Raw genomic sequence first — 23,031 nt, 5'->3', positions numbered from 1 at the left:
AGTCTGAACAGTGTCACCCCGACCGGCCACATCACCATTATTATCTACTGGTGCGCTGGCATCTTCAATATACGAGGTCTGACATTCAGACACGAGCTCAACAAAAGCCGATTTATACAAGCCCGTCTGAACAGACCAAAGAAGAGTTCGTGTCCAAATGTCAGACCTGACCCCGGCTGTTTAAACTTGCCTGCGCTGCGACCAGCATGTCGATCAGTGCGCGCGAGGCCGCTGACAGACCGCGGTGGGCCGGGTAGACGACCGAGAACACGCGCGTGCGTCCACTCAGCTGTGGCAGCACCTCCACCAGCTGTCCCGCTGCCAGGCTGGCTTCCGCAAACAGGCGGGGACACAGCGCGATGCCCATCCCCTGCTCGGCCAGCCAGATGACGCCCATCGCGTCGGTTGACACCATCACCGACGCCGGCGGGATCCAGTCAATGTCGCGCCCCCCATCACGTAGCTGCCAGGGAAACAACCGCCCGGTGTTTGGCCGGACGAAGGCGATGCACTGCTGGCGCGCGAGGTCGTCGAGCGTCGCGAGTGATCCGGCGGTCTCCAGGTAAGCTGGGGCAGCCAGCAGGCACAGCGGCGATGCTTCCAGTTGGCGCGAAGCCATCGTGCTGCTTGGCAGTGGGCCGGAGCGGATCGCCAGGTCGAATCCCTCGGCCACCAGATCGACGTTGCGGTTGGTGATGTCAACGTCCAGTTCAACCAGCGGATAGGCGCGCGCGTAGGCTGCCAATATCGGCGGCAGGCGCTGCTGCCCGTACCCGGTGGACACGCTCATGCGGACCTTGCCGCTCAGTTGCGCCGTCGTGCTGCGCATCGACCGCTCTGCCTGCCCGAGCAGGGCGAAGGCATCGCGTGCCTCGTTGGCGTAGCGCTGGCCGGCGTCGGTGAGGCTGAGGCTGCGCGTGGTCCGGCGCAATAATTGTGTGGCGAGCCGCGCTTCGAGTCGCGACAGGGCCCGACTCAGCACCGAAGGCGTGGTCGAGAGCACGATCGCCGCTGCGCTGAACGAACCGTGCTCGACCACGTTGAGAAATACCTCGACATCGGCCAAGTGATCGAATTTCCGCCCCATCTTGTCTCCTCAAGAACAAATCATTTGTTTAAATCGTAGTTTATCTATCTGCCAAGAAAAAATACAATGCTGAATCTTTTATTTGAAAGGATTCACATGGAATTGCTCGACAAACTGAACTGGCGCTATGCCACCAAGGCGATGGACCCTACTCGCAAGGTGTCGCAGGACAAGATGGACCGGATCATCGAAGCGGCGCGCCTGGCACCGACGTCGTCTGGTCTGCAGCCCTATGAAATCCTGATCGTGAAGAATCAGGCGCTGCGCGCCAAGATCAAGGACGTCGCCTGGAACCAGGCGCAGGTGGTCGATGCTTCTCACCTGCTGGTCTTTGCCGCCTGGGACGATTACACGCCCGAGCGGATCAACCACATGTTCGACCTGACCAACGAAGTGCGCGGTTTCCGCAACGAAGGCTGGGAAGCCTACCGCCAGCAACTGCTGTCGACCTACCCGGGCCGTGATGCACAGGTGAACTTCGAGCACGCAGCGCGCCAGGCCTATATCGGCTTTACTGCGGCGATGGTCGCAGCCGCCTTCGAGGAAGTCGATTGCACGCCGATGGAAGGCTTCGATCCAGCCGCGGTCGACAGCATCCTGAAGCTGGGCGAGCGCAACCTGCGTAGCGTGGTCATTCTGCCGGTGGGCTACCGCAAGGCCGAAGAAGATTGGCTGGCAGGCCTGGCGAAAGTGCGCCGCCCGCTTGATCAGTTCGTCAGCGAAATCGACTGATTCCCGTTTCGCCGCAAGCTGCTGGGCGGCGGCGGCGGCGTCGCCGTGCGCACGCGCCGCAACCCAGCCATGGTCAGGCGAGTGACTCACCATCCGAGTATCGCTTGATTCATGACCCTGCCTTCCTCTGCATTCACCCACAAGACTTTCCAGGCATGGCCCGGGGCTGAATACCGCTTTTAAGGTCCTGGCGGCCTACAATGTTGGTTAGTTACTTTTTTGGCGAGCGGGTAACGCACCGCACCACCAGGTGCCGCCCTTTTTTGATCGTGCTCACTTGGCCCGATGATCTTGACCGCCCTATTTTCATGGGCCAATTCACGCGGCATCCCCTTTCAATTCGGGCGTGATTGCAACATGAACCCGGTTCGCCCGCCCTGTTTGCGTTGACGCAAAGCCGCGCACGCCCCTACCCCGTATATTTTTTTCCTGCGGGCTCTTGCCCGCGCGGAGGATCCGCGTCGTGCCGGTCCATGCCGCTGTGCCCACCGCGGGAATTGCGATGCCGAACTTCGAGCGCTCGAGCCTGAACCGGAAGCTGACCATCATCTCGCTGCTCTCGACCGCGACGGCATTGCTGTTCGTGTTCGGCGCATTTGCCGTCACCTCCATCCACAATCACCGCCGTGCCGAAGCCGTGCAACTGGCGGCGTTTGCGCGCGTCATCGGCGCGGCCTGCGCCGGCGACCTGATGCTGGTCGACCGCAAGCAGGCCACTACGACGCTGTCGGCCCTCGAAGCCCGCCAGAACGTGTCGGCAGCCGTGCTGTACGACCGCTTCGGCCAGCCCGTCGCCGCCTACCACACGCCGGGGCGCGAGGTCGCCGTTCTCGCGCCGCTGGACGATATCGATGCCGGCACGCTCGAGCGGATCAATCGCGGTGGCCGCGCACTGCTGGCGCGCCACATGCGCGTGGTGCAGGCAGTACACCATGGCGATCTGGTGGTGGGCGCGGTGATGATCGAAGCCGACCTGTTGCCGATGTGGTTCGACATCGCCGCCAGCCTCGGGGTGATCGGGGTGGCGATGGGCGCCGCGCTGCTGGTGTCGCTGGTGCTGGCTGGACGCCTCAAGCACAGCATCGCCGAGCCGATCACCAAACTGATCCAGGCTGCGCACAAGGTCTCGGCCAGCCAGAACTACGGCCTGCGCATCCCGCACACGCGCAGCGATGAACTTGGGGTACTGATCGACAGCTTCAACGGCATGCTGGCGCAGATCGAAGAGCGCGGCGCAGCCTTGCTGCACCATCGCGACGAACTCGAACGCCAGGTCGGCGTGCGCACCGAGCAGCTCGAGAAAGCCAAGAATGCGGCCGAAGCGGCCAGCCGCGCCAAGAGCGGTTTTCTGGCCACGATGAGCCACGAGATCCGCACCCCGATGAACGGTGTGCTGGGCATGACGGACATGCTGCTGGCCACGCCCCTGAGCGAGGCCCAGCGCAACTACACGCAGCTGGTAAAACGCTCGGGCGAACACCTCTTGGTGATCATCAACGACATCCTCGATTTTTCCAAGATCGAAGCCGGCAAGCTGACGATCGAATACATCAACTTCAACCTGTGGGACCTTCTCGACGAGATCCACAACGTCTACACGCCGCAGGCCGCGGCCAAGGGCCTGGACTGCGAATTCGACATCGCCAACGACATCCCGGTGGCGATCTGCGGCGACCCGAACCGGCTGCGCCAGATCCTGGCGAACCTGCTGGGCAACGCACTCAAGTTCACCGAGGATGGCCGCATCCTGGCGCGCGTGCGCGTGGCTGGCGAAGATGCGCAACAGGTCGTGCTGCGCTTCGAGGTACACGATACCGGCATCGGCATTTCGCGCGAAACGCGGGCGCGCCTGTTCAACGCCTTTTCGCAGGCGGACGACTCGACCACCCGCAAGTACGGCGGCACCGGCCTGGGACTGGCGATTTCGAAGCAGCTGGTCGAGCTGATGAACGGCGCCATCGGCGTCGAGCATGCACAGCAGCGCGGATCGGTCTTCTGGTTCACGGTCAGCTTCGACAAGCACCGGGTCGACCCGGATGCAGCGGGCCATCACCTGAACACACTGGATGGCTTGCGCGTGCTGGTCATTGACGAGCAGGAAGCGAGCCGCAAGGCGCTGGTGCAGCAGCTGACAGCATGGCATGCGTGCTGTGACGACGTGGGTGGCGCGCTCGCGTTCGAATGGCTGGTCAACGCAGCCCGCGCCGGGCGGCCCTACGATGCGGCGGTGCTGGACATGGAACTGCGCGAGACCAGCGGCCTGGCCCTGGCCGCCGCAGTACGGGCCGAACCGCTGGCGCGCGCTACGCACCTGGTGCTGCTCAGCCCCGAACGGCTGGCCGCCGATCCGGTGCAGCGGCGCGAAGCGGGCGTGGCTTACCAGCTCGTCAAGCCGGCGCGCGCGGCCGACCTGTACGCGTGCCTGGCAGTGCGGGCAGCCCGGCTGCAGCGGCCGGCTGCGCCGCCAGATGCGGCCAGCGACCCGGGCCCCGCACTGCATCCCGCCAGGCGCACGCGGCGCGTACTGCTGGCCGAAGACAACCCGGTCAACGTCGAAGTCGCCCGCGCGATGCTGGAAAGCCTGGGCCTGGAAACGGTCTGCGCGAAAAACGGCCAGGAAGCGCTGCGCGCCGTGCACGAAGGCCGCTGGGACGCGGTGCTGATGGATTGCCAGATGCCGGTGATGGACGGCTTTGCGGCCACCGGCGAGATCCGGCGCCACGAGCGCGAGATGGGCCGCCAGCGTGGGCTGCCCGTGATCGCCATTACCGCCAACGCGCTGCAGGGCGACCGCGAAGCCTGCCTCGCGGCGGGCATGGACGACTACCTGTCCAAGCCCTTCACCCAGCAGCAGCTGGCCACGGTTATCGGCCGCTGGATTGCGATGCCGCTGCTGTCGGCGCGCGAACATGGCGACGAACCGGTCGTCGAGATCGCACCGGCGATGCCGCTGCCGCTGCCGCTGCCGCTGCCGCTGCCTCCAGCCATGCCTGCACCGGCTGCCACACACGCCACGTCACGCACTACACCGCGCACTGTCCCGCGCACCGATCCAAGCCTTCATCCAATCAACCGCGCGGCCCTGGACAATATCCGCGCCCTGAGCCGCAATAACGGCGACGCGCTCGTGAGCAAGGTGATTGCCGCCTACGTCGGCGATACGCCACGCCAGTTGCATGCCCTGCGCCAGGCGTTGAGCGAAGGCGACGCCGACAGCGTGCGGCGCGTGGCCCACGGCCTGAAATCGGCCAGCGCCAATATTGGCGCCGTGCACCTGTCAGGCTTGTGCCGCGAACTCGAACAGCTGGGACGCAGCGGCAACGTGGACAGCGGCGCTCCGCTGCTGTCCGACCTGGAACACGAATTTCGTACGGTACGACTATCGCTTCACGCATCGCTTGAAAAGGAATCCTGACATGCCTTCCGCCCCCACCCAGCGTGTGACGGTCCTGGTTGCCGACGACGATCCGGTCATGCGATTGTTGATGCTCGAGATGCTGGCGCAGGTCGGGCTGGCGTGCATCGAGGCCGGCGACGGCATCGATGCACTCGACCAGGCCCGCAACTGCCGGCCCGACCTGATCCTGATGGACGTCGACATGCCGCGCATGGACGGTTTCGATGCCTGCCGCGCGATCCGCGCCGACGAACACGATGGCGCCTGCGTGCCGGTCATCATGGTGACCGGCAGCGACGACATCGAAGCCGTCACCCACGCCTACGAAGTGGGCGCGACCGACTTCGTGTCCAAGCCGATCAACTGGCAGATCCTCGGACACCGCGTGCTGTACGTGCTGCGCGCCAGCGACGCGATCGCCCGCCTGCGCATCGCCGACGCCCAGAACCGCGCCGTGCTGGCGGCGATTCCCGATACCTTCTTTCGCCTGAATGCCGACGGCATCTATCTGGATTACGAGCCTGGTCACGAACGGCCCGGCCAGGACTACCCCATCGATCCTGCCCCGCACGAGCGCGCCGGTGCCGGCTTCATCGGCAAGCACCTGGCCGCGACGCTGCCGCCGGACGTCGCCATGCGCATGCTGGAACAGATGAAAACAGTGCTGGCCACGCAGCAGGTGCGCTCGGTCGAGTACGAGCTGGTCGACTTCGGCGTCGCGCAGCATTTCGAGGCGCGGCTGGTGGCCACCAGTGCGTCCGAAGTGCTGGGGCTCGTGCGCGATATCAGCGAGCGCAAACGCGCTGAAGAACAGATCCGGCGCCTGGCCTATTGCGACGGCTTGACGGGGATCCCGAACCGCCAGGCGTTTCTGGAAACGCTCGAGCGCGAGCTGCACCGCTCGCGGATCGGCAACAAGAAGTTCGCGGTGCTGTTCATGGACCTCGACGCGTTCAAGCGCATCAACGACACGCTGGGCCACAACGCCGGCGACCAGCTGCTCAAGATGGTGTCAGAGCGCCTGCGCGACACCACGCGCCCGAGCGACCTGGTCTCGCGCGGCGATGGTGGCGAAGCATACGGCGAAGGCGACGGGAACAGCGCCAGCAACCTGGCGCGCCTGGGCGGCGACGAATTCACGATCCTGATACCCGATCTGGAACGGGTCGAACACGCGCTCAATGTCGCGCACCGGGTGAAGGAAGCGATGCGGCGCTCGTTCATCATCGAAGGCAACGAGATCTTCGTCACGGCCAGCATCGGCATCTCGCTGTTCCCGGAAGACGGCGACGATTGCGTATCGCTACTCAAGTTTGCCGACACCGCGATGTACCACGCCAAGAGCTGCGGCAAGAACAACGCCAAGCTGTACAGCTCATCGCTGACGATGCAGATCATGAGCCACGTGAAGCTCGAGGTTGGTCTGCGGCGCGCCCTGCAGAACGACGAGCTGTATCTGGTGTACCAGCCGCAGCGCGACGTGGCCAGCGCCGAGATCGTCGGCGTCGAAGCGCTGGTGCGCTGGCGCCATCCCGAGCGGGGTCTGATCGCACCGACCGAATTCATTCCGCTGGCCGAAGAGACGGGCCTGATCGTGCCGATCGGCGAATGGGTGCTGCGCACCGCCTGCCGCCAGGCGCGCACATGGCAACGCCTGACGCAGCGCATGCTGCGCATCGCGGTCAACCTGTCAGCCAAGCAGTTCAAGGACGAGAACCTGTCGCAGATCGTGCTCTCGGCGCTGCTCGACACGGGGCTCGAACCGCGCCTGCTCGAACTGGAGCTGACCGAAGGCACGCTGATGGACGATGCGCGCGCCACGATGGTCACGCTCGAACGCCTGCGCAATATCGGTGTGCACCTGTCGATCGACGACTTCGGCACCGGGTATTCGTCGATGAACTACCTGAAACGCTTCGACGTGCGCGCATTGAAAATCGATCGCAGCTTCATTGCCGGACTGCCGCAGGATTCCGAAAACGCGGCCATCACGCGCGCGATCATCGCGATGGCGCACGGGCTGAAGATGGTGGTGGTGGCCGAAGGGGTCGAGACGGGCGAACAACTGCTGCTGCTCGAGGAGTATGGCTGCGATATGGTGCAGGGCTACTATCTTGGCCACCCGTCCAGCGCCGAGACGATCACCGAGCTGCTGCAGGTCGTCCAGCTGGTGCTGCCGGCCAGGTAAGGCCGGCAGCGCCGGCTAGTTCAAGGATGAAGGCGCAGCGTGTAGCGCGCCGCCCCCGGCAACAATGGCGTGGGCTTGCCATCGACCCAGGCCTGGTGGCCGGTCATGAAAAACGGCGACAACGGATGCCCGCTCTGCCCGCCCGGCATATTGTACAAACCCTCTTCTTCCCGACCCGGCGACACGACCAGACGTTCGGACTGGCCGAACTTCGGTCCCGCCACGCGTGGCATGTGCGCGTCGCCGGCCAGCTGGTCGGCCGGTGCGGCCAGCCAGGGCCGCAGCGCCGGCACTGCCATGCTGATCGGATGCGCGACGCCTGCCGTGTTGCGCTGGCCCCAGGTGGCTTGCGCCAGCGGCGTGCCGGCGTCGTTCAGCGCCGCGATTGCGCGGTCCACCGCGGCCACTTGCAGCGCCTGCCAATCGGCGTAACCCGGCGGCAGCCAGAGCGCAGGCCGTGTGTCGAGCAGGCGCGCCACCACGGCCGGCCAGCGCGCGCTGGCGCCGGCGACGCTGGCTTTCGGGTCGAGATCCTTCAGCGCCAGGTTGGCGCCGCCGTACAGCAGATCGTGCAGCGCCCACAGAAAATCGCGCGCGAGACGGTAGCCGACCGAGTTCACACTGGCCCGGCCATCCCAGCTGGTCTCGAGCAGGCGCCGGAACTCGGCCCGCGCCGGATGCCCTGCCAGCGCGCGCTCGTCGAGCGCGGCCAGCGCGCGCTCACGCCATGCGCTGATCAGGAGCGCCCGGTCATCCAGCGCCGCATCGAACGCGCGCCGCACGTCGGTCTGCGCGCCCAGCGCCACCAGGCCGTCGTGCAGTTGGCGGTTGCGCATGCCCAGGTCGTAGCCGCCGTCGCCCAGCAGCGCGTAACCGGCGCCCATCAACTGGCGGCTGTTGGCGGTGGTGAGCTGGCCGTTGGCGGGATTGACCACGCGCGGATACGCCGCATACGGCAGCGTGCCCGTCCAGGTGGGCGTTGCGCCATCTGGCGTCAGTGGAAACGTCGTCGCGAGCGGTGCGGTAGCGCGCTGCGGCAGCAGGCCGGCGATCGTCCAGCCGATGTTCCCCTGCGTGTCGCCGGCCACGAAATTTTGCGCCGGGATGCCATCGCTTGCTGCCGTGTCCAGCGCTGCAGCCAGCGTGGCGCTGGACTCGAGCCTGATGTGATGCATGTTCAACGCCGCCGGATCGTGCGCGATCCAGTGCACCGCGTAGCTGCGGCCGGCGACCTCGCGGATCGGGCCGAGCGACGTCTCGCGAATGACCATCCGTTCGGCCGGCGCACCTTTTACCAGAATCGACTCGACGTGTTCCTGCGGCGTTTCCCACTTTCCCGCCACCTTGAACTGGCCCGCGCGCGCCGCGTCGACACCCAGTTCGACCAGGTCGAGCGCATCGGCGTAGCTGTTGGTGAAAGCCCACGCCACCTGGCCATTGCTGCCGACGATGACCGAAGGCGGCGCGCCGGGCAGGCTCACGCCGACCAGGCGCCGTTGGCCTCCGGGCGCGCCCGGATCGGGAAAGCGCAGCGCCAGCCGGTACCAGATGTTCGGCAGCTGCAGGCCAAGATGCATGTCATCGGCGACGATGGCTGCGCCATTCGTGCTGCGGCTGCCGGCAAGCGCGTAGTTGTTGCTGCCGACGGAATCCGTCACGTCCAGGCCGGCCAGCTTGACGGGCGCATCCTGCGCATTCGGCGCCCCACCCCACCAGGCTGGCGCACGTGCCGGCATCGCGGCCGGCGCCGGCGGCGCGCCGCCATCGAGCGTGGTGTCGAAATTTGTCGCTTCGGGCAGCAGGAACGCCAGTTGTGCGGCGTCGCTGTGCTCGCGCAGCCAGCCGCGCGCGAGTTCGCGCGACGCTTGCATGCCTTGCAGGTCGATGTACATGGCCCAGACGACGAGCAGCGAATCGGCGCCGCGCCACGGACGCTGCGCTGCGCCGGTCAGCGCATATTCGAACGGCCGCGCGCCAAGCGCCGCCAGGCCGGCATTGACACCGGTGGCGTAGCGCTCGAGCAGCGCGCGCTCGGCCGGCGCCAGGCGCGCGAACGTGGCCTGGGCGCGGGCGGCGAAACGGTGCAGCCGGTTGGCGCGGTCCAGGGGCAAGGCGCGTGGACCGAACAGCTCGGCCAGCTCGCCACTTGCCGTGCGGCGCAGCAAGTCCATCTGGAAGAAGCGCTCCTGGGCGTGCACGAAACCGGTCGCATAGGCCACATCGAGCCGTGTGGCACCGGTGATCAGGGGTACGCCGCTCGCATCACGCTCGATGCGCACGTCGGCCGACAGGCCAGCCGCCTGGCGCGCGCCGTCGAGCTGCGGCAGGCTGGCGCGCAGGAACAGCCAGGCGCCCAGGAGTAGCAGCAGCACGAGGCCCAGCAACGCGACAAGGCCGCGCAACGTCCATTTTTTCCATCCCTGCATCGTGTCTCCGTGAGTGCTACCCAAGTGCTGCGTATGTTGCCAGAAAACTGTGCCAGAAAGAAAGGCGCAGTAAGCGTTATCTATTGATGACCCTGACTGCGATACGAAGCAAGTGCTCTGGCGCAATGACCCGTTCGCCATCCAGCGCCCAACGCCAGCCCAGGTAATTCGGCAGATAGCACGACGCCACGCCATGAAAGCGCAGTAGCCAGGTCTTGAAACGCTGGTGGTAGGCGTGTACGTTCTGCACGTGGATCGCACGACTGCCCAAGTGCCTCAAGCGCACGCCAGCACGCAGGTTGACTGCCGCATGCCCAATCCTGTGCTTGCGTGCAAAGGCGCGGTAGGCGACATGGCTATTGCTCACCAGCAGTGCCTGCACATCGAGCCTGGGAAGCAGATCACGTTCGAGCTGCGCGACGGTGAGTGCGCCCCGACCGGTGACTGCATCGATGGTGCCCCCGTTGCGGTCGCGCGCCACCAGAATACAGTCCAGTTCGCTGGAAATGCCCCGTTTGGCAGCCCGGCCGCCGCGGCGGCGCGGTGGCCGCTTGAGCGTGCGCGAACCTTTTTGTGATTCGAGCAGAAAGGTTTCGCCGGCCTCGACGATGCCATTGAGGGCTGCTGGCCGATCGAGCTTGGCCCAATGCAGGAAGCGGTGGCGCCATCGAAAGGCCGTGTTGCGGTGTACGCCGACCCGATCTGCCGCCTTGCGCACGGAGAGTGAATCGAGCATGACCTGCGAATACGCGAGCCATTTGGCCTTGAGCCTGAGCCGCGCCAGTGGCGTGCCGGTCAGGTCGTTAAAGGTGCGGCCGCAGGCGCAGCATCTGTAGCGCTGCAAATCGTTGGCGAACCCGTGCCGGTAGCAGCGCTCGTTGCCGCATCTGGGACAGCAGCGGCGCGGCGCTCTGACCTCACTGATGAGCGTGACTACCTGATCGAGCCCGACCGCAGGATGCAGGCCCTCAAGCACCCGCCGGTGCTGGAGCAGGTTCAGGGAAGGCAGTTTTGCGAACCAGCCTTTGAAACGTGGCGCTTTCATGGTCGACTCCTGACGCTGGGGACAGGGGTTGGACCACTGAACTGCTCGTCAGTTCACAGTGCAGTTCACGGTGAATCTCTATTTAACGTTGACTGCGCCAAAAGAAACGAGGCCCGCGTAAGCGGGCCTCGTCGGGAGTCTGCCGGCAATGCCACCTACGTGCTGCGCCGATCAAGCATCGCACGCGCGATCGTGCCCGCATCCACGTACTCGAGTTCGCCGCCGACCGGCACGCCACGCGCGAGCCGGCTGACCTTCAGTCCGCGTGCCTTGAGCATTTCGCTGATGTAATGCGCCGTCGCTTCACCCTCGTTGGTGAAATTGGTGGCCAGCACCACTTCGCCCACCACCTCGTCGGTGGCGCGCGTTACCAGCTTTTCCAGGTGCAGGTCGCGCGGCCCGATGCCGTCCAGCGGCGACAGGCGCCCCATCAGGACGAAATACAGGCCGCGCCAGGTCAGCGTCTGTTCGACCATCAACTGGTCGGCTGGCGTTTCGACCACACACAACAAGGTGTGGTCGCGCTCGGGATCGGCGCACAGGTCGCAGATCTCGACGTCGGAGAAGGTATTGCACTTGATGCAGTGGTGCACCGTGTCGACCGCCTGGTACAGCGCGCGCGACAGTTGCGCCGCGCCCTCGCGGTCATGCTGGAGCAGGTGAAACGCCATGCGCTGGGCGGATTTGGGGCCCACGCCGGGCAGGCGCCGGAGCGATTCAATCAGAAATTCGAGGGATGTCGACATGGATGCGTGAACAAAGCGGCCCGCCGGCATGGCGCCGGCACGACCGCATCATCCTGGGATCAGAAAGGCATCTTGAAGCCAGGCGGCAGGCCCGGCATGCCGGCGGTCACGCCGCTCATTTTTTCGGCGGCAGTGGCTTCGGCCTTGCGCGACGCGTCGTTGAACGCGGCGGCCACCAGGTCTTCCAGCATATCGCGGTCGTCGCCGAGCAGCGACGGGTCGATGGTGACGCGCTTGACGTCGTTCTTGCAGGTCATGACCACCTTGACGAGGCCGGCGCCCGACTGGCCTTCGACTTCGACCAGGGCCAGCGCTTCCTGCGCCTTCTTCATGTTGTCCTGCATGGCTTGCGCCTGTTTCATCAAGCCTGCGAGCTGGTTCTTCATCATGGTGTGGTTCTCCAAATAGGGGTTGTCGTTATTGATTGGATGGGGCGATCTTGACCGAGCCGGGCACGACGAACGCATCGAAGCGTTGCTCGAGTTCCTGCACGAACGGGTCGGCCGCGACCAGAGCCTCTGCCTCGCGCTGGCGCGCCTCGCGCGCCGCTTTCTGTTCGGCCCCGGCGGTGTACCACACCGGGCCGATGTCGGACTCCACGCTCACGCGCAGGTTCGGGAAATGCTCTTGCAGCGCCGCCGCCAGCTTCTCGCTGTTGCCGCTGGCGCGCAGCGTATCGACCGGCACGCGCAGGCGGAACGTCACGGCGTTGTCGCGCGCTTCGCACGCGACCAGCTCGGTCTGCAGCGCCAGTTGCTGGGCCACGCCCCGTAGCGGCAGGCTGCCGGCCAGCGCCGGCCAGTTGCCGTCCCAGTCGATCTCGGGGACCGGCGTGACAACGTAGGCATGCGGCGCCACGCGCGGCGCACGCACAGCGGCGGCCACGGACGGCGCGACTGCGACGGCTGGCGCCGCCTCGGTGGTGACGGTGGCCACGGCCGTGTCGTCCGAAAACTCGGTGACCCAGGATGGCACGTCGTCCTCGGGCGGCTGCTGGGCGCGCAGCGCCGGCTGCGGCGGTGCAATCGCCTGCGCCTGCGCCGGTGCAACGGATTGCGCGACGGCCTGCTGGCCGCCGCCATCCCATGGCGGCGCGGGCCGGCTTTGCGGCGCCGCTGACGCAGCGTGCATCGTCGCGCCCGGACCCGGCGCGGCAGGCGCTGATGGCCGCTGAGGCGGCGGCGCAGCGTCGGCGGCAGGCGCCGATTCGGGACGCCTGTTGCCGCCCGAACGCATGCCAGAACCGGCGCGCGCAGCTTCCAGCGCTGCATTAATCGCAGCCCGCGCTGACGTCATCGGTGGCGCGCCGGGTGCAGAGGCGCTGGTGGGTGCGGCCGGCATCGGTGGCGGTGGCGACGCCGGACGTGGCGCAGGTGCCGCCGGCATCGCTGCAGCAGCCGGCGCGGTAGCCGGCGCAGTAGCTGGTGCAGCGGCGCGCGGCGTCACCGCTGCATGGCTCGCTGCGGCGGCGGCGGCACGGGCGCCGGGCACGTTGATCGGTGCGGCGGCGGGCGGGGCCTGGACCTCGGCGCCGCCCTGGCCGGGGCGAAAGGCGAGCATGCGCAAGAGCGTCATGGTAAAGCCCGCGTATTCGTCGGGCGCGAGCCCGATCTCGTTACGGCCATGCACGACGATCTGGTAATACAGCTGCACCTCTTGCGGCTCGAACAGGCCAGCCAGACGCATGATGTCGGCCAGCTCGGGCAAGTCTTGCGGCACCGCGCCCGGCACCGATTGCGCGAGCGCGACGCGGTGCAGCAGCGTGCCCAGGTCTTGCAAAGCGCCGTTGTACGAGAGGCTGCGGCTGGCCATTTCGTCGGCCACTGCCATCAGGTCGGCGCCGTCCTGCGCGGCGAGCGCATCGAGCAGGCGCACCAGGTACGACTGGTCGAGCGCGCCGAGCATGCCCTGCACCGATTCCAGCGTGACCTGGCCCGCGGCATACGCGATGGCCTGGTCGGTCAGCGACAGCGCATCGCGCATCGACCCGTGCGCGCCTTGCGCCAGCAGGCGCAAGGCGGGCTGCTCGAACGTGACGCCCTCTTGCCCCAGAATATCCTCGAGGTGGCCGACGATATGCCCCGGCGGCATCTGCTTGAGGTTGAACTGCAGGCAGCGCGACAGCACCGTTACCGGGATTTTTTGCGGGTCGGTGGTGGCGAGGATGAACTTGACGTGCGGCGGCGGTTCTTCGAGCGTCTTGAGCATCGAATTGAACGCGTGGTTCGTCAGCATGTGCACCTCATCGATCATGTAGACCTTGAAGCGCGCATTGCTTGGCGCGTAGACCGCCTGTTCAAGCAGCTGCGCCATTTCGTCGACGCCGCGGTTGGACGCCGCATCCATCTCGATGTAGTCGACGAAGCGGCCGGCGTCGATGGCAACGCAGGCTTCACAGACGCCGCAGGGCTGCTCGGTGATGCCGCCCTGCCCGTCCGGACCAATGCAATTGAGCGACTTGGCCAGGATGCGCGACAGCGTGGTCTTGCCGACCCCGCGCGTGCCCGTAAACAGATAGGCGTGGTGCAGCCGCCCGGTGCGCAGGGCATGGCTCAGTGCACGAACGACGTGCTCCTGGCCAACCAGCGTATCGAAATTCTTGGGACGGTATTTGCGGGCGAGGACTTGATAGGACATGCCACGATTTTACCGCAGATGACGGTCGCCGCGAACATTCGACGGACGCGCTGGCACACAGGCGCGCAGGCGGCGCTGGCGGTGGACGTGAGGAAGCCGCGCTGACAAACGCGATGCAGAAACGGGGGCAGACGGAAAATACGGAAGAGAAAAACAGACTGGAACTATAGACGCGAACTACAGCGAAGAAGAACGAAAGAGGCGAGCCTGATCTGCGGCACTTGCGGTGAACGGCTTTGGCTGCTTCGTTCCCGACCTGACCAGGTAAACCATGCCGCAATGCGCAGGGGCCCGCCAGCCCGAATTATACCGCACGCACGCGGTTTGGGGAAATGGCCGGCACCGTCAAGCGCCGGCCATGGTCATCAGATGCCCAGCTCTTGCCAGATCGCATCCACGCGCGCCTTGACGTCCGGTGCCATCACGATCGGCGTACCCCATTCGCGGTTGGTCTCGCCCGGCCATTTATTGGTCGCGTCAATGCCCATCTTGCTGCCCAGGCCACTGATCGGCGAGGCGAAGTCCAGGTAATCGATTGGCGTATTATCGACCAGCAGCGTGTCGCGGGTCGGATCGACGCGGGTCGTGATCGCCCAGATCACTTCTTTCCAGTCACGCACATTGACGTCCTCGTCCACCACCACGATGAACTTGGTATACATGAACTGGCGCAGGAAACTCCAGACGCCGAACATGACACGCTTGGCGTGGCCCGCGTACTGCTTCTTCATCTGCACGACCGCCATGCGGTAGCTGCAGCCTTCCGGCGGCAGGTAGAAGTCGGTGATCTCGGTGAACTGTTTCTGTAACAGGGGAATGAACACTTCATTGAGCGCCACGCCCAGCACGGCCGGCTCGTCCGGCGGTTTGCCGGTGTAGGTCGAGTGGTAGATCGGGTCGCGCCGCATCGTGATGCGGTCGATGGTAAACACCGGGAAACTATCCTGTTCATTATAGTAGCCGGTGTGGTCGCCATAGGGCCCCTCGAGCGCATGCTCGAAACCGGTCGGGTGATTCGCATCCGGATAGATATGCCCTTCCAGCACGATCTCGCTTGACGCCGGCACGCGCAGATCGCTGCCGATCGCCTTCGTCAGCGTCGTGCGGCTGCCGCGCAGCAAGCCGGCGAACTGGTATTCGGACAGCGAATCGGGCACCGGCGTCACCGCACCCAGGATCGTGGCCGGATCGGCGCCCAGCGCCACGGCGATCGGATACGGCTTGCCCGGATTCGACAGCGTGTGCTCGCGAAAATCGAGCGCGCCGCCACGGTGCGCCAGCCAGCGCATGATGACCTTATTGCGCCCCAGCACCTGCTGACGGTAGATGCCCAGGTTCTGGCGCTTCTTGTTCGGGCCCTTGGTAATGACCAGGCCCCAGGTGATCAACGGTGCGACGTCACCGGGCCAGCAATGCTGGATCGGCAGGCGGGCCAGATCGACATCCTGCCCCTCCCAGACGATCTCCTGGCATGACGCGCCCTTGACCTCTTTTGGCGCCATGTCCCACACCGCCTTGACGAGGGAGCCCATGCCCATGATGTCGGCGAAGCCCTTTGGCGGCTCGGGTTCCTTCAGGCGCGCCAGCACGTGGCCGATGCGGCGCAGCTCGCTCACATCGCTCGCTCCCATCCCCAACGCCACCCGCTTTGGCGTGCCAAACAGATTGGCAAGCACCGGAATGGTGTGCCCGGTCGGCTTGGAAAACAGCAGCGCGGGACCCTCGGCACGCAACGTGCGGTCGCACACTTCGGTCATTTCAAGATGGGGCGAGACAGGAAAATCGACACGTTTGAGCTCACCCATGCGCTCCAATTGGGCCATAAAATCACGCAGATCTGTATATTTCATCAGGTTTTAAGCTTTTCTTCGGTTGCAGAACATTAGTGAAGCGACGCCGCCAAGTGATTGATTCGACAAGTGTTTCACGCTCATCAGTACCCTCTTAATAACTGAAAGTAATATAGAACAGTTGTGCTAGGGTTGACTTGATATAAGCTCGCCCCTACAATCCGTCCTACTTCATGAGGCAGCCATACTTTTTTTTGACATAATTTTAGCTGTTCTCATGCATTCACGGGGTCGGGGCCCCACATGACATTGTAGGAGTGTTTTCAACGGGCGTCTGCCCACTCCCCCGACACAGTTGTTGAGCCACTGGCACCAGTCCCCATGTTGGACGGCAGCCAGCTGAAGCAAGGCAATGACGGCGTTAGTCGGCCGCGTCGCGGCGACAAACGATTTTCTGATGCACGGTCCAGAGTACCCTACGTAACGCCTCCGGCGCGACGACGGGCTTCTTTTCGCCGCGACAAGGGGAAATTCGATGTTTCATCGTTTTATCATGAGCGCAAAGCTCATGCATTCCATGGCCAGCCAGCCCATCACGGTATCATCCGTGACAAAAACGGCACGCAGTGTTGTACAAACTGCGCGTTCTACCTTGACCGTATTCGGTCTCAGCGCAGTCGCTTTGATGGCCCTGATCTACTCCAACGACAGCGTTGCCAAGCGCGTCTCCGAGATGCTGCATCCGCAACCGGTTGTCGTTGCCACCATGTCGGCAGCACCAGCGGTTAGCGTCGTGCCTGCAATGCACGCCACGGCCCAGGCAGTTGCCGTTGAAACGACCCACATGGGTACGTCGTCCGCCACGCTTGGCAACAGCAAGCAGCAGCAGTACGTGACCAAATGGCTGTCGAAGCGTTACCGCGTCGCCAGCGACGCCGCCAATATGCTGGTCTCGACCGCCTACGTGACGGCGCACGATCTGAAACTCGATCCGCTGCTAATCCTGGCGGTGATGGCCATTGAGTCGGGCCTGAACCCGTTTGCCGAAAGCGCCATGGGCGCCAAGGGCCTGATGCAAGTGATGGCCAAGGTCCACCACGACAAGTTCGAGAAAGTCGGCGGTCAGCAGGCAGCCCTCAATCCCGTGGCCAACATCCGTGTCGGCGCCTTGATCCTGAAAGACTACGTCAAGCGCACCGGTTCGATCGAAGGCGGCCTGAAGACCTATGTGGGCGCTGCCGACATGGACAGCGACCAGGGCTACGGCGCGAAGGTCATCAACGAGTACCGCCTGCTGAACCAGGTTGCCAAGGGCCAGAACGTGCCGGCACTCAAGCGCAACACACCAGCGCCAACGTCGACGCCGGTCGTCGTCAGCAAGCAGCCGGAAGCCGACACGGTCAAGCCGGACGCAAAGCCGGTGCCGGAAGCAACGACAGCCGCGACCGCGCCGGTTGTCGCTACTGACGCATTGGCCGGTCTGTAAACTCGACTGCGCACCACAAAACCATCGCTGCGGCGGTGGTTTTTTTACGCCCGGCGCGCAGGCGAGCGCCCAACAAAAAAGCGGGGGTCAGGTCTGACATTCGGACACGATCTCGTCAGTTGGATAGTCGGCATTCGCTGGCACCGCGCCATGCTAATACTGGGCAAGACACCACTGGAAGTGGCTAAGGCTGAGGTCGTGTCTGAATGTCAGACCTGACCCCGGCTGTGTTAACTGAACGGCATTGTCGCTGCGGCGGTGGTTTTTTTACGCCCGGTGCGCAGGCGAGTGCCCAATAAAAAAACCACCGGCTTGCGCACGGTGGCTTTTTTAAATAGCGCAAGCTACGCGATCAGCGGCGCTGATCGCCCGCCGCTTCGTCAGGACGCAGGCGCTGGGCCAGTTTGTCCAGCACGCCGTTGACGTACTTGTGGCCGTCGATACCGCCAAACGACTTGGTCAGCTCGACCGCTTCGTTGATCACGACGCGGTACGGCACTTCCGGATGGTTCTTCAGTTCGTACGCGCCCAACAGCAGAACGGCGTGTTCGATCGGCGACAGCTCGGCGATCGAACGGTCGATCAGCGGGGCGATCGACTCGCGCAGCTCGACCGAGGTGCTGATCGCGCCATTGAGCAGGGCCGAGAAGAAATCGCTGTCGGCCTTGTCGAAACCATGGGCGCTGCGAATATTGGCCGCCACGATGCGTGCCGGCTCATTGTTCAGCAGCCATTGGTACAGCCCCTGGAGCGCGAACTCGCGCGCGCGGTGGCGCGGCGTGCGGTTCTTGCTCGGGTTGGCGTGCATATTCTTGTCAGTCATTATTCTCTTGCCTTTATTGTTATTCGTCCTCTGGCACCAGCTCGTCCAGCGCCATCAGCAGGTTGGCCATTTCGACGGCGACGCGCGCAGCGTCAGCACCTTTTTCGGCCATGCGGACTTCGGCCTGCGCATCGTTCTCGGTGGTCAGGATCGCATTGGCGATCGGGAGACCGTAATCGAGGCCAATGCGGGTGATGCCCGCGCCCGATTCGTTCGACACCAGCTCGAAGTGGTAGGTTTCACCGCGGATGACCGCGCCCAGCGCGATCAGCGCGTCGAATTGTTCGGTCACGGCCATGCGCTGCAGCGCCAGCGGCACCTCGAGCGCGCCCGGCACGGTCACGTGCAGGATGTCCTCGTCGGCCACGCCCAGGCGCTTCAGCTCCGCCAGGCACGACGACAGCAGGCCGTTGCCCACGGTCTCGTTGAAGCGGGCCTGCACGATACCGATGCGCAGGTCTTCGCCCTGCATATTGCTTTCAAAAGTTCCTACCGTCATGACTGACCTCTTGTATTGGTTAAATTGGATGGTTCAGGCGTCGGGGCGCGGCACGTAGCCGGTCACTTCCAGGTCGAACCCGGCCATCGACGGCATCTTGCGTGGATTGGCCAGCAGCTGCATCTTGCGCACGCCCAGCGCGCGCAGGATCTGGGCGCCAATGCCGTAAGTGCGCAGGTCCATCGACGCGGCGCGTGCGCCGGCGCGGTTGCCCCGTGCGTCTTGCGGCGCCAGTTGCGCGAACAATTGCTCGGCCGTCTCACCGCAATTGAGCAACACGATCACGCCAGCGTCGCTGGCCTTGATCGTGCGCATGGCCGCGGACATGTCCCACGAGTGGGTGGTGGCGCGGTTTTCCAGCAGGTCGAGGATCGAGACCGGCTGGTGCACGCGCACGAGCGCTTCTTTTTCAGGCGACAGCTCGCCATGCACGAGCGCCAGGTGGGCCGAGCCGCTCGGTGCGTCGCGAAACGCCACCAGCTTGAACTCGCCCGCTTCGGTCGAGAGCGCGCGTTCGGCAATGCGCTCGACGAGGCATTCGTTCTGGCTGCGGTAATGGATCAGGTCGGCGATGGTGCCGATCTTGAGCCCGTGCTCCCTGGCGAACTCGATCAGGTCGGGCAGGCGCGCCATGGTGCCGTCTTCCTTGATGATCTCGCAGATCACCGAGGCAGGTGACAGGCCAGCCATCTGCGTCAGGTCGCAACCGGCTTCGGTATGGCCGGCACGCATCAGGACGCCGCCCTTCTGGGCGCGCAGCGGGAAGATGTGGCCCGGTTGCACCAGGTCATCGGGCACGGTGCTCTTGTGCACGGCCACCTGGATGGTGCGCGCGCGGTCAGCCGCCGAGATGCCGGTGGTCACGCCATCGGCCGCTTCGATCGACACGGTGAAATTGGTGCCGAACGAGGTGCCGTTTTTCGACGTCATCATCGGCAGGGCCAACTGGTCGCAGCGCTCTTCGGTCAGGGTCAGGCAGACCAGGCCACGGGCATGGCGGATCATGAAATTGATTGCCTCGGGCGTGACGAAATCGGCTGCAAGCACGAGGTCGCCTTCGTTTTCGCGATCTTCTTCGTCGACCAGGATCACCATGCGACCGGCGCGCAGTTCGGCAACGATTTCCTCAGTGCTGGAAATGGACATACAAGATTCCTTGAAACGGGGGTTTTGCGTAATCCGCTATTTTAAAGGATTTACAGACTCCCAACCGCATTCCCGATGGCCAGACGGCCAAATTGCCAGCACGGCGCGCTCCCGGCGTCAACCATGCGTTGCCAATAGGCAACCCACACGTGACCGCGTGTCGGTTAATTGTTAAGCTAGTCCATTCGCGTGGCACGCCCGCGGCACGACCACGACCACCTGGATTATGATGAACATATTATTGCCGTATCGACCCTTCCACCGCGGCAGTCTTTCCCACGGAGTTGCCATGCCGGTTGTCCTTCCCGTTTGCTCCCCAGGCGCCACCGTCATCACCAGCGGCAGGCTGCACTGATGGCAACCATCCTGATCGTCGACGACCGTCCCAGCAACCGCAGTTACCTGAGCGCCCTGCTTGGCCTGAGCGGGCACCGCATCCTCGAAGCCGAAAACGGCGTCGGCGCGCTGGCCATCACGCGCGCCGAGCTGCCCGACCTGATCATCACCGACATCCTGATGCCGACGATGGACGGCTACGAGTTTGTTCAACAGCTGCGCGCCGAGCCGGCGCTGGAGAACACCCGCGTCATCTTTTTCTCGGCCGTGTACTCGGAGCGCGAAACGCTGGCGATGGCGGCCCGCTGCGGCGTAAACACGGTGCTGAGCAAGCCGGCCGACCCGCACCGGATCCTCGAGGCCGTCGACGCCGAACTGGGCGTGGCCGGCGGCCCGCCGGCGCCCTGCCCCGCCGCCGAGCAAGAACACGACCGCGCGTTGCCGTTCGACCTGGGCGCGCGCCTCGGCGAACTCGAACGCATGTGCATGATGCTCGTCGGCGAACGCCGGGTCGAGGCGCTGGCCGCAGCGTTCGTCGACGCCGTGCGCCGCGTGCTCGACGCCGATTGCGTCGCCCTGTGCCTGCTGGGCAGCTCCGAAAGCAGCGTGCGCCACCTGAGCACGTATGGCGTCGACGCGGCGCTGCTGCTGCCATCGGCGCTGGATGAACAAGACCTGCCGGGCGTGTTGCTGCGGGCCCGGGCGCCATTGCGTCTTGAAGCGGACGATACGTTGCTGGTCACGCTGCCGGCTGGCCATCCGCGCGTCGCGCACCTGCTCGGCCTGCAGGTCCACGACCTGCAGCATCCACTCGGCTGGCTGTATTGCACGCGCGCCGACGGCGGCGTGCCCTTCTCGGACGAACAAGAGCGTTGGGCCACGGCGCTGGCCGCGCAGCTATCGGTGGCCTACGAAAACCTGAACCTGTACGAAGTGGTGCAGCACCACGCAGCGCAGCTGCAACTCGAGGCCATCGCCCGCGCCGATGCCGACGCCGCCCTCCGCGACAGCGAACACCGGCTCGAACTGGCGCGCCAGGTGTTCGACAGCACGCAGGAAGCAATCCTGATGACCGACGCCGACACCAATATCGTCGCCGCCAATCCGGCGTTCGAGACGATCACCGGCTATCTCGAAGCCGATGTCATGGGGACCAACCCGCGCTTCATGCGCTCGGGCCGGCACGACGCCGCGTTCTTCGCCAGCATGTGGAACTGCCTCGAAAAAGACGGCCAGTGGCGCGGCGAAATCTGGAACCGCCGCAAGAACGGCGAAGTCTACCCGGCCAGCATGAGCATCAGCGCAGTGCGCGACGATGCCGGCAACCTGACGGCCTATGTCTCGGTATCGACCGACATGTCGGCGCTGACAGCGGCCCACCACCAGCTTGCTTTCCTGTCGAACCACGACGCGCTGACGCAGTTGCCGAACCGCTCGCTGTTCAACGACCGCGTGAGCCAGGCACTGGCCGCGGCGCGCCAGGATGCCAGCCAGGTTGCGCTGCTGCTGTTTAACGTCGACCGGCTTTCGCGCATCAACGATAGCCTCGGCCACGCCGCCGGCGACACCGTGCTGCGCGAAGTCGCGCGCCGCGTCAGTGTGCTGGCTGGCCCGACCGACACCGTGGCGCGCCTGTCGGGCGACGAATTCGTGCTGCTCATGACCGATTTCGACGACACCGATGACGTGATCTACTGCGCCCAGAAGCTCATCGCCGCCGTCGCCGAGCCGCATGGCGTGGGCGATCACGACCTCGTGGTCACCGGCAGCGTGGGCATCAGCATTTACCCGCGCGATGGCGATGCGCCAGGCGACCTGCTCAAGGCCGCCGATGCGGCGCTCACGCACGTCAAGGAATCGGGGCGCAATGGCTTTCGCTTCTTCAAGGGCGAGATGAACGCCGAGGCGCTGCGCTGGCTGGCGCTGGAAACGCGCCTGCGGCGCGCGATCGAACGCGACGAGCTGGCGCTGCACTATCAGCCGCAGGTCTCGCGCCTGGACGGCGCGCTGGTCGGCATGGAAGCCCTGCTGCGCTGGCACAGCACCGAGATCGGCAATGTCTCGCCAGCCGACTTCATCCCGCTGGCCGAGGACACGGGCCTGATCCATCCGATTGGCGAATGGGTCATTCGCCAGGCGTGCTTTCAGAACAAGGCCTGGCAGGATGCCGGCCTGGCACCGGTGCGCGTGGCGGTCAACGTCTCGGCCCACCAGTTCAAGGCCGGCGCCGTCGTCTCGGTGGTGCGCAGCGCGCTGCACGACAGCGGCCTTGCACCCCGCTGGCTCGAGGTCGAACTGACCGAGAGCGTGATGCTGGGCGACAGCAGCGCGGCCGAAGCCCAGATGGCCGAGCTGCGCGCGCTGGGCGTGTCGCTCTCGCTCGACGACTTCGGCACCGGCTACTCGTCACTGGGCTATCTGTCGCGCTTCCCGCTCGACAAACTCAAGATCGACCAGACCTTCGTGCGCAACATCACCTGCGAGCAGCGCAGCGCAGCGATCGCCCAGGCCACCATCGCGCTGGCCAAGGGCCTGTCGCTGGCCGTGGTGGCCGAAGGCGTCGAGACGCTCGGTCAGAGCGATTTTCTCGGCTCGCTCGGCTGCGACGTGATGCAGGGGTATCTGTATGGGCGCCCCATCCCGGCGCCCGAGATGGCCGGGTTGCTGGCGCTGGGCCGCGTGCAACTGTGAGC

15 protein-coding genes and 1 other RNA gene are annotated in these 23,031 nt (G+C 65.0%); 5 read left to right on the top strand and 11 right to left on the bottom strand.

Annotation, left to right across the window (positions count from 1 at the left end; translation table 11 throughout):
• Window positions 1-160 precede the first annotated feature (160 nt).
• Window positions 161-1,087, bottom strand: coding sequence for a LysR family transcriptional regulator (locus RCH14_RS23765; RefSeq protein ID WP_343028576.1), 927 nt, complete (start codon window positions 1,085-1,087; stop codon window positions 161-163).
• Window positions 1,088-1,183: 96 nt separating this feature from the next.
• On the opposite strand from RCH14_RS23765, the gene RCH14_RS23760 reads away from it, so the two are divergent.
• The 3 genes from RCH14_RS23760 (at window position 1,184) to RCH14_RS23750 (ending at window position 7,404) form a co-directional block, all read left to right on the top strand.
• Window positions 1,184-1,819, top strand: coding sequence for an NAD(P)H-dependent oxidoreductase (locus RCH14_RS23760; protein ID WP_343028575.1), 636 nt, complete (start codon window positions 1,184-1,186; stop codon window positions 1,817-1,819).
• A 502-nt stretch (window positions 1,820-2,321) separates the two neighbouring features.
• Entirely contained in the window at window positions 2,322-5,234 is a 2,913-nt protein-coding gene (locus RCH14_RS23755) for a response regulator (protein WP_343028574.1), read from the top strand.
• A gap of 1 nt (window position 5,235) precedes the next feature.
• On the top strand, window positions 5,236-7,404 hold the full coding sequence (locus RCH14_RS23750; RefSeq protein WP_343028573.1) for an EAL domain-containing protein: 2,169 nt from the start codon (window positions 5,236-5,238) through the stop codon (window positions 7,402-7,404).
• A gap of 20 nt (window positions 7,405-7,424) precedes the next feature.
• Here the strand turns inward: RCH14_RS23750 and RCH14_RS23745 are convergent, their stop codons facing one another.
• The 7 genes from RCH14_RS23745 to ubiD form a co-directional block, all read right to left on the bottom strand.
• Window positions 7,425-9,830 (bottom strand): penicillin acylase family protein, encoded by a 2,406-nt coding sequence (locus tag RCH14_RS23745; RefSeq protein WP_343028572.1) that lies wholly within the window; start codon window positions 9,828-9,830, stop codon window positions 7,425-7,427.
• 76 nt (window positions 9,831-9,906) lie between these two features.
• Window positions 9,907-10,875, bottom strand: coding sequence for an IS1595 family transposase (locus RCH14_RS23740; protein ID WP_343028571.1), 969 nt, complete (start codon window positions 10,873-10,875; stop codon window positions 9,907-9,909).
• A 155-nt stretch (window positions 10,876-11,030) separates the two neighbouring features.
• Window positions 11,031-11,621: a recombination mediator RecR gene (gene recR / locus RCH14_RS23735; protein WP_343028570.1), complete on the bottom strand. Its 591-nt coding sequence runs from the start codon at window positions 11,619-11,621 to the stop codon at window positions 11,031-11,033.
• 59 nt (window positions 11,622-11,680) lie between these two features.
• On the bottom strand, window positions 11,681-12,010 hold the full coding sequence (locus RCH14_RS23730) for a YbaB/EbfC family nucleoid-associated protein (protein WP_183550557.1): 330 nt from the start codon (window positions 12,008-12,010) through the stop codon (window positions 11,681-11,683).
• 28 nt (window positions 12,011-12,038) lie between these two features.
• Window positions 12,039-14,258, bottom strand: coding sequence for a DNA polymerase III subunit gamma/tau (locus tag RCH14_RS23725; protein WP_343028569.1), 2,220 nt, complete (start codon window positions 14,256-14,258; stop codon window positions 12,039-12,041).
• Window positions 14,259-14,455: 197 nt separating this feature from the next.
• Window positions 14,456-14,554, bottom strand: an RNA gene (gene ffs / locus RCH14_RS23720) — signal recognition particle sRNA small type.
• A gap of 69 nt (window positions 14,555-14,623) precedes the next feature.
• A complete protein-coding gene (gene ubiD, locus RCH14_RS23715) occupies window positions 14,624-16,108 on the bottom strand; it encodes a 4-hydroxy-3-polyprenylbenzoate decarboxylase (protein WP_343028568.1) in 1,485 nt (494 codons plus the stop codon).
• 517 nt (window positions 16,109-16,625) lie between these two features.
• Here ubiD and RCH14_RS23710 point away from each other — a divergent pair.
• Window positions 16,626-17,534, top strand: a complete 909-nt coding sequence (locus RCH14_RS23710; RefSeq protein WP_407070111.1) for a transglycosylase SLT domain-containing protein — start codon at window positions 16,626-16,628, stop codon at window positions 17,532-17,534.
• 352 nt (window positions 17,535-17,886) lie between these two features.
• On the opposite strand, the gene nusB is transcribed toward RCH14_RS23710, so the two are convergent.
• The 3 genes from nusB to ribBA are packed head-to-tail and all read right to left on the bottom strand — an operon-like array spanning window position 17,887 to window position 20,002.
• Window positions 17,887-18,357 carry a transcription antitermination factor NusB gene (gene nusB, locus RCH14_RS23705; RefSeq protein ID WP_332529834.1) on the bottom strand — a complete coding sequence of 157 codons (471 nt, stop codon included), beginning with the start codon at window positions 18,355-18,357 and terminating at the stop codon, window positions 17,887-17,889.
• A 19-nt stretch (window positions 18,358-18,376) separates the two neighbouring features.
• A complete protein-coding gene (gene ribH, locus RCH14_RS23700; RefSeq protein WP_343028566.1) occupies window positions 18,377-18,856 on the bottom strand; it encodes a 6,7-dimethyl-8-ribityllumazine synthase in 480 nt (159 codons plus the stop codon).
• A 33-nt stretch (window positions 18,857-18,889) separates the two neighbouring features.
• Entirely contained in the window at window positions 18,890-20,002 is a 1,113-nt protein-coding gene (gene ribBA, locus RCH14_RS23695; protein WP_343028565.1) for a bifunctional 3,4-dihydroxy-2-butanone-4-phosphate synthase/GTP cyclohydrolase II, read from the bottom strand.
• Between the two features lie 354 nt (window positions 20,003-20,356).
• On the opposite strand from ribBA, the gene RCH14_RS23690 reads away from it, so the two are divergent.
• Window positions 20,357-23,029 (top strand): EAL domain-containing protein, encoded by a 2,673-nt coding sequence (locus RCH14_RS23690; protein ID WP_343028564.1) that lies wholly within the window; start codon window positions 20,357-20,359, stop codon window positions 23,027-23,029.
• Window positions 23,030-23,031 lie beyond the last annotated feature (2 nt).

The sequence above is a fragment of the Massilia sp. MP_M2 genome (assembly GCF_039123635.1).
Classification (GTDB): domain Bacteria; phylum Pseudomonadota; class Gammaproteobacteria; order Burkholderiales; family Burkholderiaceae_D; genus Telluria.
The sequence above is the reverse complement of the archived record's forward strand: the minus strand, read 5'-3'. Positions and strand labels throughout refer to the sequence as shown.

What these genes read in the sequence shown, in the direction of transcription:
- RCH14_RS23765 (WP_343028576.1), bottom strand. Translation starts at nt 1,087, where the DNA reads ATGGGGCGGAAATTCGATCACTTGGCCGATGTCGAGGTATTTCTCAAC.
- RCH14_RS23760 (WP_343028575.1), top strand. Translation starts at nt 1,184, where the DNA reads ATGGAATTGCTCGACAAACTGAACTGGCGCTATGCCACCAAGGCGATG.
- RCH14_RS23755 (WP_343028574.1), top strand. Translation starts at nt 2,322, where the DNA reads ATGCCGAACTTCGAGCGCTCGAGCCTGAACCGGAAGCTGACCATCATC.
- RCH14_RS23750 (WP_343028573.1), top strand. Translation starts at nt 5,236, where the DNA reads ATGCCTTCCGCCCCCACCCAGCGTGTGACGGTCCTGGTTGCCGACGAC.
- RCH14_RS23745 (WP_343028572.1), bottom strand. Translation starts at nt 9,830, where the DNA reads ATGCAGGGATGGAAAAAATGGACGTTGCGCGGCCTTGTCGCGTTGCTG.
- RCH14_RS23740 (WP_343028571.1), bottom strand. Translation starts at nt 10,875, where the DNA reads ATGAAAGCGCCACGTTTCAAAGGCTGGTTCGCAAAACTGCCTTCCCTG.
- recR (WP_343028570.1), bottom strand. Translation starts at nt 11,621, where the DNA reads ATGTCGACATCCCTCGAATTTCTGATTGAATCGCTCCGGCGCCTGCCC.
- RCH14_RS23730 (WP_183550557.1), bottom strand. Translation starts at nt 12,010, where the DNA reads ATGATGAAGAACCAGCTCGCAGGCTTGATGAAACAGGCGCAAGCCATG.
- RCH14_RS23725 (WP_343028569.1), bottom strand. Translation starts at nt 14,258, where the DNA reads ATGTCCTATCAAGTCCTCGCCCGCAAATACCGTCCCAAGAATTTCGAT.
- ubiD (WP_343028568.1), bottom strand. Translation starts at nt 16,108, where the DNA reads ATGAAATATACAGATCTGCGTGATTTTATGGCCCAATTGGAGCGCATG.
- RCH14_RS23710 (WP_407070111.1), top strand. Translation starts at nt 16,626, where the DNA reads ATGGCCAGCCAGCCCATCACGGTATCATCCGTGACAAAAACGGCACGC.
- nusB (WP_332529834.1), bottom strand. Translation starts at nt 18,357, where the DNA reads ATGACTGACAAGAATATGCACGCCAACCCGAGCAAGAACCGCACGCCG.
- ribH (WP_343028566.1), bottom strand. Translation starts at nt 18,856, where the DNA reads ATGACGGTAGGAACTTTTGAAAGCAATATGCAGGGCGAAGACCTGCGC.
- ribBA (WP_343028565.1), bottom strand. Translation starts at nt 20,002, where the DNA reads ATGTCCATTTCCAGCACTGAGGAAATCGTTGCCGAACTGCGCGCCGGT.
- RCH14_RS23690 (WP_343028564.1), top strand. Translation starts at nt 20,357, where the DNA reads ATGGCAACCATCCTGATCGTCGACGACCGTCCCAGCAACCGCAGTTAC.